This window comes from Amycolatopsis sp. ATCC 39116, assembly GCF_000231075.2.
GTDB lineage: Bacteria > Actinomycetota > Actinomycetes > Mycobacteriales > Pseudonocardiaceae > Amycolatopsis_E > Amycolatopsis_E tucumanensis.
Genome location: NZ_AFWY03000046.1, coordinates 12,419 through 30,095 on the forward strand (window position 1 = coordinate 12,419; position 17,677 = coordinate 30,095).

Annotated in this window: 20 protein-coding genes; 8 read left to right on the forward strand and 12 right to left on the reverse strand. The window is 71.7% G+C overall.

Translation table 11 applies throughout. From position 1 onward, the window contains the following. Positions 1 to 25: 25 nt before the first annotated feature. Together AMY39116_RS0332160 and AMY39116_RS0332165 are read right to left on the reverse strand one after the other, a co-directional pair. Positions 26 to 340 carry an iron-sulfur cluster assembly accessory protein gene (locus AMY39116_RS0332160; protein WP_017984337.1) on the reverse strand — a complete coding sequence of 105 codons (315 nt, stop codon included), beginning with the start codon at positions 338 to 340 and terminating at the stop codon, positions 26 to 28. A 133-nt stretch (positions 341 to 473) separates the two neighbouring features. Beyond that, positions 474 to 863 carry a hypothetical protein gene (locus tag AMY39116_RS0332165; protein ID WP_039791883.1) on the reverse strand — a complete coding sequence of 130 codons (390 nt, stop codon included), beginning with the start codon at positions 861 to 863 and terminating at the stop codon, positions 474 to 476. 122 nt (positions 864 to 985) lie between these two features. On the opposite strand from AMY39116_RS0332165, the gene AMY39116_RS0332170 reads away from it, so the two are divergent. Continuing rightward, positions 986 to 1,429, forward strand: a complete 444-nt coding sequence (locus tag AMY39116_RS0332170) for a GtrA family protein (protein ID WP_020421719.1) — start codon at positions 986 to 988, stop codon at positions 1,427 to 1,429. Between the two features lie 296 nt (positions 1,430 to 1,725). Beyond that, a complete protein-coding gene (shbA, locus tag AMY39116_RS43990) occupies positions 1,726 to 2,391 on the forward strand; it encodes an RNA polymerase sigma factor ShbA (protein WP_026153409.1) in 666 nt (221 codons plus the stop codon). 162 nt (positions 2,392 to 2,553) lie between these two features. Here shbA and AMY39116_RS0332180 read toward each other — a convergent pair whose 3' ends face one another. Genes AMY39116_RS0332180 through AMY39116_RS0332190 form a run of 3 tightly spaced genes read right to left on the reverse strand, consistent with a single transcriptional unit; the run spans position 2,554 to position 4,400 of the window. Next, the gene (locus tag AMY39116_RS0332180; RefSeq protein WP_027936402.1) at positions 2,554 to 3,540 is read right to left on the reverse strand and encodes a TIGR03557 family F420-dependent LLM class oxidoreductase; all 987 of its coding nucleotides are present in this window, start codon (positions 3,538 to 3,540) and stop codon (positions 2,554 to 2,556) included. Beyond that, entirely contained in the window at positions 3,519 to 3,848 is a 330-nt protein-coding gene (locus AMY39116_RS0332185) for a WhiB family transcriptional regulator (protein ID WP_020421721.1), read from the reverse strand. The genes AMY39116_RS0332180 and AMY39116_RS0332185 overlap by 22 nt, the downstream gene beginning before the upstream one ends. 60 nt (positions 3,849 to 3,908) lie before the next feature. After that, on the reverse strand, positions 3,909 to 4,400 hold the full coding sequence (locus tag AMY39116_RS0332190) for a GNAT family N-acetyltransferase (protein WP_020421722.1): 492 nt from the start codon (positions 4,398 to 4,400) through the stop codon (positions 3,909 to 3,911). 268 nt (positions 4,401 to 4,668) lie between these two features. Here AMY39116_RS0332190 and AMY39116_RS0332195 point away from each other — a divergent pair, with 268 nt between their 5' ends. Together AMY39116_RS0332195 and AMY39116_RS0332200 are read left to right on the forward strand one after the other, a co-directional pair. After that, entirely contained in the window at positions 4,669 to 5,823 is a 1,155-nt protein-coding gene (locus tag AMY39116_RS0332195) for a trans-acting enoyl reductase family protein (protein ID WP_020421723.1), read from the forward strand. An 80-nt stretch (positions 5,824 to 5,903) separates the two neighbouring features. Continuing rightward, positions 5,904 to 6,569: a TetR/AcrR family transcriptional regulator gene (locus tag AMY39116_RS0332200; protein ID WP_020421724.1), complete on the forward strand. Its 666-nt coding sequence runs from the start codon at positions 5,904 to 5,906 to the stop codon at positions 6,567 to 6,569. A 450-nt stretch (positions 6,570 to 7,019) separates the two neighbouring features. Here the strand turns inward: AMY39116_RS0332200 and AMY39116_RS0332205 are convergent, their stop codons facing one another. Further along, complete coding sequence (locus AMY39116_RS0332205; protein ID WP_027936404.1) at positions 7,020 to 7,520, reverse strand: metallophosphoesterase; 501 nt, start codon at positions 7,518 to 7,520, stop codon at positions 7,020 to 7,022. Positions 7,521 to 7,616: 96 nt separating this feature from the next. Here AMY39116_RS0332205 and AMY39116_RS0332210 point away from each other — a divergent pair, with 96 nt between their 5' ends. Further along, complete coding sequence (locus AMY39116_RS0332210) at positions 7,617 to 9,401, forward strand: VanW family protein (RefSeq protein WP_020421726.1); 1,785 nt, start codon at positions 7,617 to 7,619, stop codon at positions 9,399 to 9,401. Between the two features lie 54 nt (positions 9,402 to 9,455). Here the strand turns inward: AMY39116_RS0332210 and AMY39116_RS0332215 are convergent, their stop codons facing one another. Further along, a complete protein-coding gene (locus AMY39116_RS0332215; RefSeq protein ID WP_027936405.1) occupies positions 9,456 to 10,178 on the reverse strand; it encodes a TetR/AcrR family transcriptional regulator in 723 nt (240 codons plus the stop codon). Positions 10,179 to 10,307: 129 nt separating this feature from the next. On the opposite strand from AMY39116_RS0332215, the gene AMY39116_RS0332220 reads away from it, so the two are divergent. Beyond that, a complete protein-coding gene (locus AMY39116_RS0332220; protein ID WP_020421728.1) occupies positions 10,308 to 10,496 on the forward strand; it encodes a DUF5302 domain-containing protein in 189 nt (62 codons plus the stop codon). Positions 10,497 to 10,540: 44 nt separating this feature from the next. Here the strand turns inward: AMY39116_RS0332220 and AMY39116_RS0332225 are convergent, their stop codons facing one another. Further along, a complete protein-coding gene (locus AMY39116_RS0332225; protein ID WP_027936406.1) occupies positions 10,541 to 11,506 on the reverse strand; it encodes an MBL fold metallo-hydrolase in 966 nt (321 codons plus the stop codon). An 83-nt stretch (positions 11,507 to 11,589) separates the two neighbouring features. Between AMY39116_RS0332225 and AMY39116_RS0332230 the strand changes: the two genes are divergently transcribed. Beyond that, positions 11,590 to 12,546 carry a LysR family transcriptional regulator gene (locus AMY39116_RS0332230; protein WP_020421730.1) on the forward strand — a complete coding sequence of 319 codons (957 nt, stop codon included), beginning with the start codon at positions 11,590 to 11,592 and terminating at the stop codon, positions 12,544 to 12,546. Here the strand turns inward: AMY39116_RS0332230 and AMY39116_RS0332235 are convergent. Continuing rightward, complete coding sequence (locus AMY39116_RS0332235; protein WP_020421731.1) at positions 12,498 to 13,406, reverse strand: serine hydrolase; 909 nt, start codon at positions 13,404 to 13,406, stop codon at positions 12,498 to 12,500. The two genes, AMY39116_RS0332230 and AMY39116_RS0332235, sit on opposite strands and share 49 nt — an antisense overlap. Further along, a complete protein-coding gene (locus AMY39116_RS0332240; RefSeq protein ID WP_027936407.1) occupies positions 13,403 to 14,476 on the reverse strand; it encodes a Glu/Leu/Phe/Val dehydrogenase in 1,074 nt (357 codons plus the stop codon). The genes AMY39116_RS0332235 and AMY39116_RS0332240 overlap by 4 nt, the downstream gene beginning before the upstream one ends. A 154-nt stretch (positions 14,477 to 14,630) precedes the next feature. Between AMY39116_RS0332240 and AMY39116_RS0332245 the strand changes: the two genes are divergently transcribed. Then, entirely contained in the window at positions 14,631 to 15,428 is a 798-nt protein-coding gene (locus tag AMY39116_RS0332245; RefSeq protein WP_020421733.1) for an alpha/beta fold hydrolase, read from the forward strand. Between the two features lie 133 nt (positions 15,429 to 15,561). Here AMY39116_RS0332245 and AMY39116_RS0332250 read toward each other — a convergent pair whose 3' ends face one another. Beyond that, a complete protein-coding gene (locus tag AMY39116_RS0332250) occupies positions 15,562 to 16,311 on the reverse strand; it encodes a tryptophan 2,3-dioxygenase (RefSeq protein WP_020421734.1) in 750 nt (249 codons plus the stop codon). Then, positions 16,308 to 17,660: a TrpB-like pyridoxal phosphate-dependent enzyme gene (locus AMY39116_RS0332255; protein WP_020421735.1), complete on the reverse strand. Its 1,353-nt coding sequence runs from the start codon at positions 17,658 to 17,660 to the stop codon at positions 16,308 to 16,310. Before AMY39116_RS0332255 ends, AMY39116_RS0332250 begins: the two co-directional genes overlap by 4 nt. Positions 17,661 to 17,677 lie beyond the last annotated feature (17 nt).

Consider the following 17,677-nt stretch of genomic DNA (forward strand, 5'->3'; position numbering starts at 1 on the left):
CCTCCCTCAGCGGAAGTCCCTTGTTCTACAGGCCCGGCTGCTGCGCGTCCGGCTGCGGCAGGACGGCGAAGTTCAGCTGTCCCTGCTCGTCCTGCTGGACGTCCAGCACCTTGTCGTCCAGGAAGATCGCGGCCTGCGGCTCCAGGAACACCTTCGCGCCCCCGTCCGCGCCAACGACCTGGTCCCCGTCCTCCGGAGCCGGTGCCACGGACAGCGCCAGCTGCGCGCCGCTGTCCTGCTGGGCCTGCACGGCGAAGCGCAGGCCACCACTGTCGGTCTGGCCCTCCTGTGCCGTCAGGGCGCTGATGGCCTCGGCGGCGGCATCGGTCAAAGCGAGCATCGTGTCAGTCCCTTCGCGTCACGTGCACTCGTACCTCTGACCGTAGGGGCACCCCCGCGCGAGCGCTGTCCTGCACCGGCCGTCATCGCCGTTCACCCTGGGTTTCGCCAGGTCAGCGCCGATGTGACCGATTTCACACAGGGTCTTCGTCCGGCGGTGTCCGGATGGCGTCCGGCACCGAGCCGGGCGGGTTGTCCGCCTTCTGGTCGACCGCGTCGCCGAGGTTCTGCCCGGCGTCGGCGACGTCCAGGCCGTCGCGGGTTTCGGTCTCGTCGGCGGGCACGTCCTCCGGCTGGACGTCCGGACGCTCCTGCGCCAGCCGCCCGTCGAGGCTCTCGCCCTCGCGCACCTCGTTCGGGGTCGTGCCGAACCGGTCGGAGGCCATGTACCGCTCCGGCGGCTCGACGCCCTCCTCGAGCGGGTCGACGCGCAACCGGTCCTCGTCGAGGTCCTCCGCGCTGTTCAACGCGGCCGGATCGGTCTCCACCGCGTCCGGCACGGGATGGCCATGAGCCTCACTCATCGGTCCTCCTCACCTGCTGTCCTAGCGGTGGCGATACCCGAGCGGCGGAACGGGCAAACCCGAGATCAAGCTCACGTGGTTGTACAGTACAAATAATTGCTGAGCGTAGGTAAGTTTTGGGTATGACCGCAACGTGGATCAGCGGGCCGGTGGCACGGGAGGCTCCCGCCGCGCACCGTCCGGCCGAACACCACCCGGTCGCCTGGTACGTCGTCGCCGGAGTGCTGACGACCGGCCTGCAGGAACTCCTCTTCCTCGGCGGCCGCCCGCTGCTGGGCGCCGTGACCGCGAACGTGCTCGCCATCGCGCTGACCACGCTCGCCAACACCGAGTTCCAGCGCCGCGTAACGTTCGCCGGCCATTCCGCGTCACCCGTTCGATTGCACCTGCAGTCGGCGGGGACATTCGCCTTCTACGCGGGCTACGGATCACTCGTGCTGCTTTCGCTACACCTGTTCACCACCAATCCGTCGGCCACCCTCCAGGCGGTCGCACTCGCGGTGGCGAGCGGTCTGGGCGGGATCGTCCGGTTCGCGGTACTGCGTTGGTGGGTCTTCGCACGCTGATGACCTGCGTGTTGTCACATAGCCAAGAAGTGTGTCACTTTTGCGCTTGATTGTTCATGGGTGCTCGGTTCGCGCACCTGGAGAACTCCATCGAGCGGGCTGTTGCTGCGAATGGGGTATGTCTAGTTGAAATCTGGACTGCCGGGCGACCACCACATACGATTACGCACAGTTTCATCGGGAACGGGTCGGCAGGGACCTAGAGGGAGTACCCGTTCACCGAGAGTAACAAGAAACGCGGGCCCCCGACGGCGACCGGTCGACGGGTCATCGTTGTTGTCGTTGGGGAGCCGACCATGCGAACGAGTGTCCCGCCTGTCACTGCCGGAAGAGCCGAGCCCGAGGCGCCGGGGCTGACGCCCCAGGCCTTTCCTCGGGCATCACAGCGGCTCACGAAAGAAGAGCTCGACCCGGTCGTCCGCGAAGCCGCCACCGGTGAACGCGGAGCCGTGGACCGCTTGATCCAGATGATCACCCCGGTCGCCGTCCGGTACTGCCGGGCGCGGCTGGGCGGACGCGACCTGTCCTACCTCTCGGCGGACGACGTCGCGCAGGAGGTCTGCCTGGCCGTCCTGCACGCGCTGCCGCAGTACCAGGACCGAGGCGGATCGTTCCTCTACCTGGTGCACGCCATCGCGTCCAACAAGGTCGCCGACGCCTACCGCCTGGTCTCGCGAGACCGGTCGGACCCGGTCGCCGAGCTGCCGGAACGCCCGCTGGCCGACAACGAGCCGGAGAAGCACGCGCTCGACGTCGACCTCGGCGACCGGATGACCAAGCTGCTGGCCACCCTCCCGCAGCTGCAGCAGGAGATCCTGACGCTGCGGATCGCGGTCGGCCTGTCGGCGAACGAGACGGCCGAGGCGCTGGGCATCTCGGCAGGCAACGTCCGCGTCACGCAGCACCGCGCCCTGGGCAAGCTGCGAGCCATGATCACCCGCGACGGCGACCTGCTCGACTGAACCAATCGACAACCGGCTGGCCTGGCGGTGCGGGTAGCGACCCCTCCCGCCAGCCCACCACCACCCTCAACGGGCACGCTGCGCGTGGCTGGAGCCGTCTTGGAAACCCGCGGCGATGCGAGCTGCACGGGTGGTGAGGCGGCACCGCCGCGTCAAGACGAACTAGGCCGTGCCGTAGGCCTCGTTCAGGGCGGGCAGGAGTTCGCGCGACGCGAACTCGAAGAACCCGTCCTGGTGGTCGCCGCCGATCTGGACCAGCGCCAGATCCGTGAAGCCGGCGTCGGCGAAGGCCTGGGCGCTCTTCACGATCGGCTCGGCGTCCGGGCCGCACGGGATGGCCTGTGCGACCTCGTCGGGGGTGATGAACTGGGTCGCACCGGCGAACCCGGACGTGCCGGGCAGCTCGGCGTTGACCTTCCAGCCGCCGCCGAACCAGCGGAACTGCTCGTGCGCCCGCTGCTTGGCCGCCTCCGGGTCGGCGTCCCAGCACACCGGCAGCTGCGCGTACTTGCGCGAAGAGTCCTGTCCCAGCTGGGCGCGCTCCTCGTCCCAGGCGTGCACCAGCTCGGGCTTCGGCTCGGTGGCGATCAGCGCGTCGGCCACCGGAGCGAAGCGCGTCACCGACTGCTTGCCGGACACCGCGACGCCGATCGGCGTGCGCCGCTCCGGCAGGTCCCACAACTTCGCCGAGTCGACCCGATAGTGCTGACCCGAGTAGTTGACGTACCCGCCGTCGAACAGGTCGCCGATGATCGCGAGCGCCTCGCTCAGCATCTCGTGCCGCACGTTCACCGGCGGCCACCCGCGGCCGACGACGTGCTCGTTCAGGTTCTCGCCCGCGCCCAGCCCGAGCGTGAACCGGTCGCCCGACAGCAGGGAGATGGTCGCCGCCTTCTGCGCCACCACCGCCGGGTGGTACCGCATGAGCGGACAGGTCACGAAGCTCAGCAGCTCGACGCGTTCGGTCACCTGGGTGACCGCGCCCAGCACGCTCCACGCGTACGGGGCGTGCCCTTGTTCGTCGAGCCAGGGCGAGTAGTGGTCACTGCACACCTCGAACGCGAACCCCGCCTGCTCGGCGGCCGCCGCGTGCCGGACCAGCTCCCTCGGCCCGGCCTGTTCGGTCATCAGGGTGTAACCGAAACGCACTCCTGCTCCTTCTCAGCGCCGGCCAGCAGCTGCTTGCGCCGCGAGATCATCGCTCGCCGCTCGGTCTCGTCGAGCCCACCCCAGACGCCGAAGGGCTCTTCGGCGGTGAGCGCGTGGTGCCGGCATTCGACGATCACCGGGCAGGACATGCAGATCTGCTTCGCCCGCGCGACCCGGTCCGCCCGCGCGAAACCCCGTTCGCCGTCCGGGTGGAAGAACACCGAGCTGTCCAAGTTCCGGCAGTTGCCGTGCCTCTGCCACTCCCACGTTTCGGCAACAGGCACCGGGAGCCGTGACGTGTCCGCCATCTCGACCTCACCTCCGCGACCATCTCAGTTGCGCGCAGGACTACCCCGGTTTTTCGGCCACTACACCTGTCGGCCGAGCGCCAGCCGCTTCTCGAACCAGTGATCGGCGTACAAGCGTTGTTCAGGAGCTTCGATCTCGCGGTAGCCGTGTTTGGCGTAGAGCCCACGAGCCTCCACCAGATCGTGCCGCGTGTCCAGCCTCATCCGCTCGCAACCCAGTGCCTGAGCTGCGGTTTCGGCCGCGCGGAGCAGTTGGTCACCACCTCCCCGGCCACGCGCTGCGGGAAGGACGAACATCCGGGTCAGCTCCGCGGTCGTGACGTCGAGCACGCGGATGCCGACGCAGCCGGTCACCTCATCGTGCGACCGCGCGAGCAGGAACAGGCCCGTCGGCGGGACGAGGTCGTCGCTGGGGTCGTCGGCCATCGCGGCGTCCAGTTCGGCCACCGTCGCGGGGCGGCCGTAGTAGCGGCTGGCGACGTCGTCGAAGTAGGCGCGCAGAACGGCTTGCGCGGCGGCGTCGGTCACGGGGACCGGGTTGATCGTCCACACGGGTCCATCGTGGCGGGACCGTCCAGCGGATTTCAGAGATCGGCGGCCCGCTGGTGGCGGGCCTCGTACAGGTCGACCTCCCCGCCGGGCAGGCGGAGCTCGGCGGGGGGACAGTTTCACGATGAGCCAGCCGCCGCCCGCGTCGACGTGCGGCTGTCCGAGCACGTCACGCAGGAAGGCGCGGTCGGCTTCCGCGTCGTGGCTGTACAGGATCACGTGAGCGCCATTGATCATCCATCGAGCCTAGGCAGCCGTTAGGGTGGCCCGCATGGCTTACGACGTGGTCCTGTTCGGCGCGACCGGCTTCACCGGCCGGCTCACCGCGGAGTACCTGGCCCGGCACGCCCCCGACGACTGCCGGTGGGCCCTCGCCGGTCGCAGCCGCGCCAAGCTGGAGGCCGTGCGCGACGGCCTCGGGCCGAAGTTCGCCCAGCTGCCGCTCCTCTACGCCGACGTCACCGACCCCGCCTCGCTGAAAGCGGTTGCCGAATCGGCGACGGTCGTGATCACCACGGTGGGCCCCTACGTGGAGTACGGCGAGCCGCTGGTGGCCGCGTGCGCCGAAGCCGGTACCGACTACGTGGACCTGTGCGGCGAGCCCGAGTTCACCGACCTGATGTACGTCCGCCACCACGCCCGCGCCGCCGAAACGGGGGCGCGAATCGTGCACGCGTGCGGCTTCGACTCGATCCCGCACGACCTGGGCGTCTACTACACGGTCAAGCAGCTGCCGGACGACGTGCCGATCCGGGTGCGCGGCCAGGTCCGCGTCGGGGCGACGTTCTCCGGCGGCACCTACGCCTCCGCGCTCGGCGCCGCGTCCCGGCTGCTGCCGATGGCCCAGGCCGCGCGGGAACGCAAGAAGGTGCAGCACCGCCCCGAGGGCCGCCGCGTGCGCGCGGTGACCGGCACCCCGCGGCGCGACGGCGAGACCGGCCACTGGCTGGTGCCGCTGCCGACCATCGACCCGCAGATCGTCGTCGGCTCGGCGCGGGAGCTGCCCGAGTACGGGCCGGACTTCACCTACAGCCACTACGCCGCGGTCAAGCACCTGCCGGTGCTGGCGGGCGGGCTCGCCGGGCTGGGCGCGGCGGTCGCGCTCGTGCAACTGCCGCCGGTGCGCAAGGCGCTGGGCAACCTGCGCAAGCCCGGTCAGGGCCCGAGCGAGCAGCGCCGCGCGAAGTCCTGGTTCAAGGTCCGGTTCGTCGCCGACGGCGGTGGCAAGCGCGTGGTCACCGAGGTCTCCGGCGGCGACCCCGGCTACGACGAGACGGCGAAGATGCTGGCCGAGTCCGCGCTCTGCCTGGCGCACGACGACCTGCCGCCCCGCGCCGGGCAGCTCTCCCCGGCCGCCGCGATGGGCGACGCGCTGCTGACGCGGCTGAAGAACGCGGGGCTGGCGTTCCGGACGCTGCCGTCCTGAACCACCCGGACGGGGGATACCCAAAACCGAAACCCCGACCAGGCTTAAACACAGTTCAAGCCGAGCCTTACAGTGATCGCATGGCTCGACTGACGCGCGCTGAAAGTCAGGCGCACACGCGCCGCCGCCTCCTGGACACGGCCACGGAGCTGTTCCTGCGCGAGGGCTACACCGGCACGTCGCTGGAGCGGGTGGCCGAGGAGGCGGGGTACTCGAAGGGCGCCGTCTACTCCAACTTCCGCAACAAGGACGAGCTGTGCCTGGCCGTTCTGGAGGGGGTGCGCGCGGAGAAGGCGGCGTCGGTGGACGCGACCCTGGCCGGCACCGACAGCCTCGAGGAACTCCTGGCGGCTTTCGCCGTGTGGGCCGCGGGCACCGGCGGCGACCAGGAGTGGATCCGCTTGGAGGCGGAGTACCTGCTCAACTGCCGCCGCGACCCGGAGCTCCTCGGGCGGCTGGCCAAGAGCAACGCCGAGATCGCCGACCTGGTGACCGGCCTGCTGAACACCAACGCGCGGCGCCTGGGCGTGCGGCTGCCGATGGACGCCCGGCAGGCGGCTTACGCACTGTTCAGCATCACGCTCGGGCTGGGCCTGCTGCGCTCGGTGGACCCCGGCATCGGGGTGGATTCGTTCACCTCGATCGTGCGGCTGCTGGCGCAGCCGGCGGAGGTGAAGGTGCCGGAGGCGCGTTCGGCGAGCCGCGAACCGGCAGACGGGGCGGACTCGGCCGCGAGCCGCGACTGACCACGACCCGCCCCGTGGCTGCGGGCCCAGCGCCGCGGCTGCCAGTTGCCGCGGTCCGGCCCGCGGCACCCCGCGAAGCGGGTGCAAGCCCCGCGGGGTGCCAGGGCCGGCGGGGTTACCGGATGCGGCGGCCCAGCCGACGGCATCGCCCCCGCGAAGCGGGAGCCAGCAATGCCAGCGACGCCGGGACCGCGGCGGCACCGCCCCGCGGAGCGGGGGCTCGTACTGTCAGCAGCGCCGGGGACCAGCAGCGCCGGAATCAGCGGGACCGCAGCGGCACGTCCCCCGCGAAGCGGGAGCCAGCACTGCCAGCAGCGCCGGGACACCAACGGCGCCCCGCGGAGCGGGAGCAAGCACTGCCAGCAGCGCCAGCACCGCCAGCAGCGCCGGAGCGCCAGCGGCGCCGGGACCAGCGGGACCGCGGCGGCACGGCCCCGCGCGAGACCGGAATCAGCGGGGCGGCAGCGCGTGCAGCTTCACCTGCTCCAACCGCCCCGCGCGCACTCGCGCCGTCAGGTACGTGTGCTCCGGCTGGCGGCGCCGGTCGGTCGGCGAGCCGGGGTTGAGCAGGCGCAACCCGTTGGGCGCCACCGTGTCCCACGGGATGTGGCTGTGCCCGAACACCAGGACGTCGGCATCCGGGTAGTCCCGCGCGCACCGCGCCTCCCGGCCCTTCGCCGGGCCCGTTTCGTGCACCACCGCCAGCCGCAGGCCGTCCAGCGACGCCCTGGCCACCTCGGGCAGCCGTGCGCGCAGCTCCGGGCCGTCGTTGTTGCCGTACACGCCGATCAGCCGCTTGCTGCGCTTCTCCAGCTCGTCCAGCAGCGCGACCTCCACCCAGTCGCCCGCGTGCACCACCACGTCGGCGCGCCCGACCTCTTGCCACAGCTGTTCCGGCAGATCACGCGCCCGCTTCGGCACGTGGGTGTCGGACATGACGAGGAGCTGCATGGTCACCGGTGTATCACGCTGGGCCACCCGGAGCAGGGCGCGAATCCCCTCGCCCGTAACCTTCATCCGGGTTGTCCGGATCAGGAGGGGTGAGCCTTGACGCAGGAACCCGCGTGGCCCACGTCCGACGACGAGCGGACCGAGGTCATGACCCCGGTCACCGACGTGCTGCCGAAGGTGACGCAGGAGCCGCCGCGGAAGAAGAAGTCCGCCAAGCGCGCCGCGATCATCGCCGGGTCGGTGCTCGGCGTGCTCGCCGCGCTCTACGCCGTCGACCTGCTGGTGAGCCAGGGCAACGTGCCCCGCGGGGTCACCGTCGCCGGGGTCGAGGTCGGCGGGCTCAAGCGCACCGCGGCCGAGGACAAGCTGCGGGACGAGATCGAACCGCGGCTGACGCAGACGATCCCGGTGCGCGCCGGTGACGCCACCGCCGCGATCGACCCGTCCACGGCCGGCCTCACGCTCGACTGGCCGTCCACTTTGGACCAGGCAGGCGACCAGCCGCTCAACCCGTTCACCCGCATCGCGTCGTTCTTCAGCGACCGCGAGGTCGGCGTGGTCACCCACGCGGACCAGAACAAGCTCGCCGCGGCCATCGAGGAGCTGCGCGGCCGCACGGACCGCCTCCCCGTCGAGGGCACGATCCGGTTCGAGGAGGCCCAGCCGGTCGCGGTGCCGCCGCAGCCCGGCCAGCAGCTCGACGCCGAGGGCGCCAAGAACGAGGTGCTGCGCCACTGGGCGACCGGGCAGACGCTGAACCTCCCGGTGACGACCACGCCGGTCCAGGTCTCGGCCGAGGCCGTGCAGGCCACGCTGGACGGCTTCGCCAAGCCCGCCGTGTCCACGCCGCTGGTCATCCGAGGCGAGGGCGCCACCGCGACGCTCTCCCCCGAGGCCGTGGCCGCCGCGCTGTCGTTCGAGCCGGGCGAGGGCGGCACGCTGGTGCCGAAGGTCGACCACAACAAGATCGTCGAGGCGGCCGGCCCGCAGCTCAAGTCCTCCGAGAAGGAGGGCAAGGACGCCCAGATCGTGTTCGAGGGCGGCCGACCCACGGTGCAGCCGTCGGTGGACGGCAAGGGCGTCGACTGGAACCCGACCCTGCAGCCGCTGTTCGACCTGCTCAAGGCGCCGGGCGCGCACGAACTGGTCGCGAAGTACCACACCACCCCGGCGAAGGTGACCACCGAGCAGGCCAACCAGCTCGGCATCACCGAGGTCATCGGCGAGTTCACCACCGGCGGGTTCGCCGCCGACTCCGGCGTGAACATCAGGACCGTCGCGCAGAAGGTGAACGGCGCGATCGTGAAGCCGGGCGAGACGTTCAGCCTCAACGGGTTCACCGGTCCGCGCGGCAAGGCACAGGGCTACGTCGAGGCCGGCGTGATCGAGAACGGCGCCCCGGCCCGCGAGGTCGGCGGCGGCATCTCGCAGTTCGCCACCACGCTGTACAACGCGGCCTACTTCGCCGGACTGAAGGACGCCGGGCACAAGGAGCACAGCTACTACATCAGCCGCTACCCCGCCGCGCGGGAGGCGACGGTGTTCCAGAGCGCCAGCGGCAGCAGCGTGATCGACCTGAAGTTCACCAACGACTCCGACACCGGCGTGGCGATCCAGACGATCTGGACGCCGTCGTCCATCACGGTGAAGCTGTGGGGCACCAAGCGGTACACCGTCGAGTCGATCCCGGGGCCGCGGTCGAACTTCGTCCCGCCGCAGGAGAAGCCCGGCCCGGCGGAGAACTGCCACGCCTCCAACGGCGCGCAGGGCTTCACCACCAGCGACACCCGGGTGCTGCGGGACGCGAAGACCGGCCGCGAGGTCAAGCGCGAGACCCGCACCGTGCACTACAACCCGCAGCCGAAGATCGTCTGCCCCTGACGGGGACGTGAAAACGGGGCCGCACCGATCCGGTGCGGCCCCGTTTCGCGTCGGTCAGGAGCCCCGCTTGATCTCATCGAGCCGCACCTGGACGCCGTCCAGCACGCGGTCCACGGCGTAGTCGAACAGCTCGCCGAAGTAGTCGCGGTTCTTCTCCGGGTCGGCGAGGCGCTCGTGGACCGATTCGCTGAGCGTGGCCAGACCGGCCAGGTCCGGGTCCGCCGTCGGCTCGCCCCACCCGCTCGAGATCTGGGCCTTCACCTCGCCGGCCTTGCGCTGGTCGTCCTCCAGCGAGATGAACAGGCAGGCCTGGCTGACCAGCAGGCGGCACACCATGGCGGCCTCGTCCTGCTCGAACCCGGCGCCCAGCAGTGTCCTCATCGCACGGTCCACAGTGGGCCCGCCCGCCTCGACCGAGGGGCCGTTGAGCGCGACCCGCCGGGCCACGCCGGGGTAGCGCATGAACACCAGCCGCAGGTTGGTGAGGAACTGGCGCCACCAGGCGCGCCACTCCATCTCGGCAGGCGGCAGCTCGTACATGGCTATGACGCGGTCGACGACCGCCGTCACGACCGTGTCCCGGTCGCCGACGTGGTGGTAGATCACCGCCGGGTAGGCGTCGACCGCGCCGGCGAGCTGGCGCAGCGTCCACGACTCCACCCCGTGCCTGGCCGTCAGCTCGAGCGCCGCGTCGATGATGCGATCCGGGGTGACCGCGGGCAGCCCCGCCGCGTCACGGGAGCGCGGACGGCCGGGCACGGGAGCAGACTTCGCCATGGCGTAACAGTAGCTCCCTCGTGTTGGCGCGCCAGTCAACACCGCCGTGAATCGTGACGAAAACAGCTCGCCAAGGTGGACCGGGCCTGGGAGGCTGGACGAGCAAGCGCGTGACACCCAGGAGGTCGTATGTCCGAGAACAGTTCACCGAATGATTCGGAAGACGACGTCAAGCGCAGGTTCCGCGAAGCCCTCGAACGCAAGCAGGCGAACGCCCAGTCGTCCGGCAAGCACGACAGCGGGGGCGGCAAGGGCGGCCACGTCCACGGACACGGCCCAGCGGCCAGCAAGCGCACCTTCCGCCGCAAGAGCGGCTGACCGGACGGCGTGGGTGCCCTGACCGGCACCCACGCCGCCCCGGGTCAGAGCGCGAAGGTCCGCAGGTGGTCGACCACGACGAACCGCGAGGCCGGGGACGCCGCCGCCACCGCCGACCGCAGCGCGTCCAGGCCGCCCCAGTCGCGGGCCGGTTCGGTCAGCGGGTGGTCGAAGTCGTCCCAGTGCGTGGGGATCACATAGGGCGGTTGCCCGAGCACACGCAGCAGGCGGCCCACGTAGTCGGCGATCTTGCCGCCACCGGCGGGAAGCAGCACCACATCCGGACGCAGACCGTCCAGTTCCGACTCGACGTAGTTCGATCCGCCGAAGTCGATCACGCTGCCGCCGCGGGCGGAGGTCACGTGGTACGCGAGCGTTCCGCCCTCCACAAGATCCTGAATATATTTCGGTTTCGGCAGGTGGCCGAGCCCGAGACCCGGCCGCGTTCCCGGGAACGGCACCGCCGCCCGCGCGCCGGACGCCGAGTGCAGTGAGCGCAGGATCCGGATCGTGTAGCCGTCGAAGGTGAGGAACTCGCCGCCGCTCGCGACCGCCAGCTGGTCCTCCGGAGCGCCGAGCGCGGCCATCAGGTTCAGGTGCGTTTCCGTCCCGTACACGGTCGCCCCGGTTTTGCGCGCCAGGTAAGGGACATCGGTCAGGTGGTCGTAGTGGCCGTGGGTCACCAGGATGTGGTCGGCCCGCAACTCGCCGCTGTCCACGTAGTGGTCGATGAGGCCGGTGTCCACGGACAGCCGGGTCTTCGGATCCGCCCCCTCCGGCGAGTAGGTGCCGGTGCGGAAGCGGGTCAGCCACGGGTCGATCAGGACGGTCTTCGTGGCCGTGCCGTCGGCGCTGGGCATCCGGATCTCCCAGCTGTTGTTGCCCCACCAGCGCAGCGTGAGTCCCCCGCCGGTCGCGGCACGGGCGGCCGCGGGCGCCACTCCGGCGAGTACGGCGGCGGCCCCCAGGCCCGCCCCGAACACCCCGCGCCTGCTCAGTCGATCAGTCATGGCGCCAGCCCAGCACGGAAGTGGTACGGCTGTCCAAGACCAGTCCTGGCCTGCCCTGATACGCCGGCGGATATCGTCGCAGGGTGGACCCACTGCGCGCGTTGCGCTACTTCGTCGTGGTCGCCGAAGAACTCCACTTCGGACGTGCCGCGGACCGGTTGGGCATCGCCCAGCCGCCGCTGAGCCAGCGCATCCGCAGGCTCGAGGACGACCTCGGCGCGCGGCTGTTCGAACGCGACAGCCGCCGCGTCGAGCTGACCGAGGCCGGGCAGATCCTGCTCGCCGAATCGCGTGACCTGCTGGCCCGGTGGGAGCGGATGCGCACGCTGGTCGGGAAGGCGCACCGCGGCGAGATCGACGCGCTGCGGGTCGGCGTGCCGCCGGAGCTGGCCGGCCGCGTGCTGGCCGACCTGCTCACCGAGTTCGGCCGCGCGTGCCCGGACGTGCGGCTGGACCTGCAGGAGCTGACGACGACCGAGCAGGTGCGGCTCCTGGCCGACCGCGAGCTGGACGCCGGGTTGCTGCAGCACCCGGTGGACGTCTCCGGGCTGGAACTGGGTCCGGCGGTGCAGACGCCGCTGGGGGTCGTCCTGCCGCGGGATTCGCCGCTGGCGGCCCGGTCGGAGCTGGCGCTGGGCGACCTGGCCGGGCACGGGCTGGTGCTGTTCCCGCGGGCCGCCGCGCCCGGCCTGTACGACGCGACGCTGCGGACGTGCTGGGAGCAGGGGTTCCGCCCGTCGCACGTGCGGCACGCGCGGAACCCGGAGTTCCTGCTGGGGCTCGTGTTGTCCGGGCAGGGCGTGGCGTTCGACCAGGGTCTGGTGGCGCGCAAGGAGCCGCGCGTGGTGTGGCGGCCGCTGGCGGCGGGGTCGCTGTCGTGGCGGATGTCGGTCGCCTGGCCGGCGGTGAACCCGCACCCGGAGGCCGCGCGGCTGGCGGACGTGGTGGCGGACGTGCTGGCACGGGACGGGGTGACCACGCTCGCGCCGGTTCAGGACCCGGTGCTGCGGCCGTGGAGCGTGGTGTTCGGGCGCTCGTGAACGATCTCCTCGATCGCCGCCTTCGCGGCCTCGCCGATGGCGTGGTCGACGTCCGGCAGGCGCGATTCGAGCGTCGGGGCCTTCGTGAACACCGCGACGGCGTAGCGCTCGCCCCCGGGGTATTCGGCGACGCCGATCTCGTTGCGCACCGCGAGCAGGGAACCGGTCTTCCCCCACACCCGGACCTGGGGCGGGAAGGCGGCCGTGAGGCGGTGCCAGTTGACCTGCTGGCCCATCAGCTGCCGGACCCAACCGCACGCCTCGGGCGGTCCCGCGGTGTCGCCGGTGATCGCGGCGAGCAGGGTGGTCATGTCGCGCGGGGTGCTCGCCGAGGTCCGGAGCGGGTCGAGTGCGCGGGTGGCGAAGACCTCCTCGGCGGACAGAGCCGGGAAGCGGCGGGCGAAATCGGCGGCGTCGCGGGCGCCGATGTCCTCGGCCATGGTGGCGACGACGTCGCGCGGCGAACCGATGACGCGGGTGTCCGCCAGCCCCAGCTCGCGCAGCAGCGAGCGCACGTTGTCCAGGCCGACGCGGTCGAAGAGCAGGTCGGCCGCGGTGTTGTCGCTGACCGAGAGGGCGAAGAACGCCGCGTCCCGCAGGCTCATCTCGACGTCGTCGGCGCAGCCCGCGGTGCCGGTGCCGCCGAGCCGGTCGGCCGCGGTGACCCGCAGGCGATCGGCCGGGTCGAGCTGCCCCGCGGCGACCTGGCGGGCCAGTTCGAGGACGAGCGGAACCTTGACGACGGAGGCGAGCACGACCGGCTCGTCCGGATGGTGACCGGTTTCGCCGCCGCAGTCGAGGCAGCGGGCGTGCAGCCAACCCCGCACGCCCGCCGCTTCGAAGATCTTCCCTGGTGTCACACGGTAAGGATGGACCGCAGCCTGCCGACCTCCGACATGCGGCGCTCCGCCAGCCGGTCGGCGGCCGTCGCCGGGGGCACGCCCTCGGCCTTGGCCAGCTCGAACACCGCCTTCGTCGTCTCGAAGATGCCTGCCGCCTTGCGCTTGGCCCGCTCGAAGTCGAAGCCGTGCAGCTCGTCGCTCACCTGGATCACGCCGCCCGCGTTGACCAGGTAGTCCGGCGCGTACAGCACGCCCCGGTCCTCCAGCGACTTCTCGATGCCGGGGTGGGCGAGCTGGTTGTTCGCGGCGCCGCACACGATCTCGGCGCCCAGCTCGGGCACCGTGGTGTCGTTGAGCGCGCCACCGAGCGCGCACGGCGCGAAGACGTCGAGCGGCATCCGCAGCAGCGTGGCGTTGTCCTCGACGACCTCGACCGCCGGGTGGGCGGCCTTCACGCGCTCGACGGCGGCCTGCGACACGTCCGTGACCGACACCCGGGCGCCGGCCTCGACGAGGTGCCCGACGAGGATGTGCCCCACCTTGCCGACGCCGGAGACGCCGACGTGCCGGCCGGCCAGGTCCGCGCTGCCCCAACGGAACTCGGCGGCGGCGCGCATGCCCTGGAACACGCCGAACGCGGTCAGCACCGAGGAGTCGCCCGCGCCGCCGTCGTCGCGGGAGCGGCCGGTCACGAAGCGGGTCTCGCGGGCGATGACGTCCATGTCGGCGACGTAGGTGCCCACGTCGCAGGCGGTGTAGTACCGCCCGCCGAGCGACTGGACGAACCGGCCGTAGGCGCGCAGCAGCGCCTCGGTCTTGGTGGTGGCCGGGTCGCCGATGATGACGGCCTTGCCACCGCCGAGGTCGAGCCCGGCGAGGGCGTTCTTGTAGGCCATGCCCTTGGACAGCGCGAGGACGTCGTCGAGCGCGTCGCTTTCGCGGCTGTAGGGGTAGAAGCGCGTGCCGCCGAGGGCGGGGCCGAGCGCGGTCGAGTAGATCGCGATGATCGCCTTCAGGCCGGTCGCCTGGTCCTGGCAGAACACGACCTGTTCGTGACCGCTTTCGCGGCCGAACACTCCATCCGTCACGGTGGTGACTCCTCATCTGCGACCCGTCCGGCGACGTTCGTGGCGCCGCGGAGGGGTACCGGTTGTGGGTGGAGCTCCCGGGAAGGTCGTTCCCGTCGGCTCCTGAGGAGAAACTTAGCGTTCTTCGGGCGAAAAGCCATGGGAAGATCGGGCGATGCACGTGCGCACCGGTGGTTCCGACGGACCGACCCTGCTCGCCCTGCACGGCCTCGGCGCGACGGGGGCGGTGTGGAACGGGCTGGTCGAGCGGTGGCCGGGCCGCTGGATCGTGCCCGACCTGCCCGGCCACGGCCGGTCGGAACCGCTCCCCCGGTATTCGTTCGGGGCGCTGGCCGCCGCGGTCGCCGAGGTCGTGCCTGCCGGGACGACGGTGGCGGTGCTGGGGCACTCCCTCGGCGGGGTGGTGGCCCTCACCCTGGCGAGCGGTTGGTTCGGGGTGCGGGTGAGCGGGGCTTGCGGACTCGGCATGAAGGTGCGCTGGAGCGACGAGGAGCTGGCGCGGGCCGCTGACCAGGCCGGGCGGCCGGCGAAGGTGTTCGGCTCCCGCGACGAGGCCGCGGCGCGGTGGCTGAAGGTGTCCGGCCTGCACGGCCTGGTGCCCGCGGACTCGCCGATCGTGGACAGCGGGCTGGTGGAGGGCTCGGCGGTGGCTGAACACGCGCCGGGCGGGGGCGCGCGGGGCGGGGGCGCGCCGGGCGGGGGCCGCGAGCGCACCGAGGGTTGGCGGCTGGCGCTGGACCAGGCGGCGTTCGGGGTGGGCGCCCCGGACCTGGACGGCTTGCTGGCGGCGGCACGAGCGCCGGTGATCCTGGCGGCCGGCGAGCACGACCCGATGTGCCCGGCCGAGCACCTGCCGGACGGCGCGGTGATCCTGCCGGGGCTGGGGCACAACGCGCACGTCGAGGACCCCGCCGCGCTGGACCCGCTGCTGGCCCGCCTGCGCGACGCCTGACCGCCGGGGACTGGCCAACTCGCCACGTTGAACAGCCAACCCGCCGCGCCCGGCGAGTCCCGGTACCGCGCCCGGTGAGTTCCCCAGCCCGGCGAGTTCCCCGGTGCCGCGCCGGGCTGGTCGTTCGCGGCCGCTACAGGTCGGCGCGCACCGCCCACAGGTCCGGGAACAGCGGCTTGAACAGCGTCCCCCGCAGGTACTTCGCGCCGGACGAACCGCCCGTGCCCGCCTTGTCGCCGATCGTGCGTTCCACCATCTTCACGTGCCGGTACCGCCACTCCTGCACGCCCTCGTCCAGGTCGACCAGGTGCTCGGCCACCGTGGCCGGCCCGCCGTCATCCGTGTAGACCCCCAGCAGCAGCTTCCGGCGGTCACCGCTGACGTCGTAGCCGTGAACCGACAGGTAGGTCAGGAACGAGTCGAACAGCGACGGGCGCGCCATCGCCGCCGCGATCCGCTTCCGCGCCGGGCTGTCCTCCGGGTAGTGCGCGACCATCCCCGCGTCGCGGCGGCCCAGCACCGCCTCCAGCTCCCGGAACTGCGCCGACTGGAACCCGCTCGCCGCGTCCAGCCGGGTGCGGAAACTGGTGAACTGGCTCGGCGTCATCGTCTCCAGCACGTCGATCTGCGCGACCACGACCTTCAGGATGGTCAGCACCCGCCGCAGGGTGCGGATCGCGTGCGCGGTGTCGCCGGCTTCGAGCCTGGCCTGCAGGTGCGCCAGCTCGTGCAGCATCTGCTTGAACCACAGCTCGTACACCTGGTGGATCACGATGAACAGCAGCTCGTCGTGTTCCTCCGACCGCGGGTGCTGCGCGGCCAGCAGGTCGTCCAGCGCCAGGTACGACGTGTAGGTCAGGGACGCGTGCTCGCCCGAGGTCACGGCAGCCCCGCCAGCGAGTCGGCGAGCGCCGACTCGGGCAGCTCGTTGTCGGTCATCCGCCCGGACAGGTACGCGGCGTAGGCCGGCAGGTCGAGGTGCGCGTGCCCGCACAACGCGGTCAGGATCGCCTTCTCCTCCCCGGTTTCTTTGCAACGCAACGCTTCCTGGATGCACGCCGCCAGCGCGTGCGTCGGCTCGGGCGCCGGGATGATGCCCTCGGCGCGGGCGAACCGCACCCCGGCGGCGAAGCACTCCTGCTGCCCCACCGCGAGCGCCTCGACCAGGCCCAGCTCGTAGATGTGCGACAGCAGCGGCGCCATCCCGTGGTAGCGCAGGCCGCCGGCGTGGATCGGGTCCGGGATGAAGTCGTGACCCAGGGTGTGCATCTTCAGCAGCGGCGTCAGCCCGGCCGTGTCGCCGAAGTCGTAGGCGTAGCGGCCGCGCGTCAGCGACGGGCACGCGGCGGGCTCGACCGCGCGGATCACCGGGTCGATCCGCCCGGCCAGCTTCTCCCGCAGGAACGGGAACACCAGCCCGCCGAAGTTGGACCCGCCGCCGGTGCAGCCGACGATCACGTCCGGCGTGTCGCCGGCCTGCGCGAACTGCAGCAGAGCCTCCTCGCCGATCACCGTCTGGTGCAGCAGGACGTGGTTGAGCACGCTGCCCAGCGCGTACCGGGTGTCCGGGTCGGCGGCCGCCTGCTCGACGGCCTCGCTGATCGCGATGCCCAGGCTGCCGGTCGAGTCCGGGTCCGCGTCCAGCACGGCGCGCCCGGCCGCGGTCTCCTTCGACGGGCTCGGGTGCACCGTGGCGCCGAACGTCTCCATCATGATCTTGCGGTAGGGCTTCTGGTCGTAGGAGGCCCGCACCTGCCAGACCTCGCACTCCAGCCCGAACGTCGCCGACGCGAACGCGAGCGCGCTGCCCCACTGCCCGGCGCCGGTCTCGGTGGTCAGCCGCCGGATGCCTTCCGCCGCGTTGTAGAACGCCTGCGGCACGGCGGTGTTCGGCTTGTGCGAGCCGACCGGGCTGACGCCCTCGTACTTGTAGTAGATCCGGGCCGGCGTGCCGAGCGCCTTCTCCAGGCGCCGCGCCCGGTACAGCGGCGATGGCCGCCACAGCCGGTAGACGTCCAGCACCTCGCCGGGGATGTCGACAAAGCGATCTTGAGTGACTTCCTGGCCGATGATCGCCTGCGGGAACAGCGGCGCGAGGTCGTCCGGCCCGACCGGCTCGCGCGTGCCGGGGTGCAGCGGCGGTGGCGGCGGCTCCGGCAGGTCGGGGATCACGTTGTACCAGGTCGTGGGCAGGTCCGACTCGTCGAGCAGGTACTTCGTGCGACCGGTCATCGGATGCACCTCCCTCG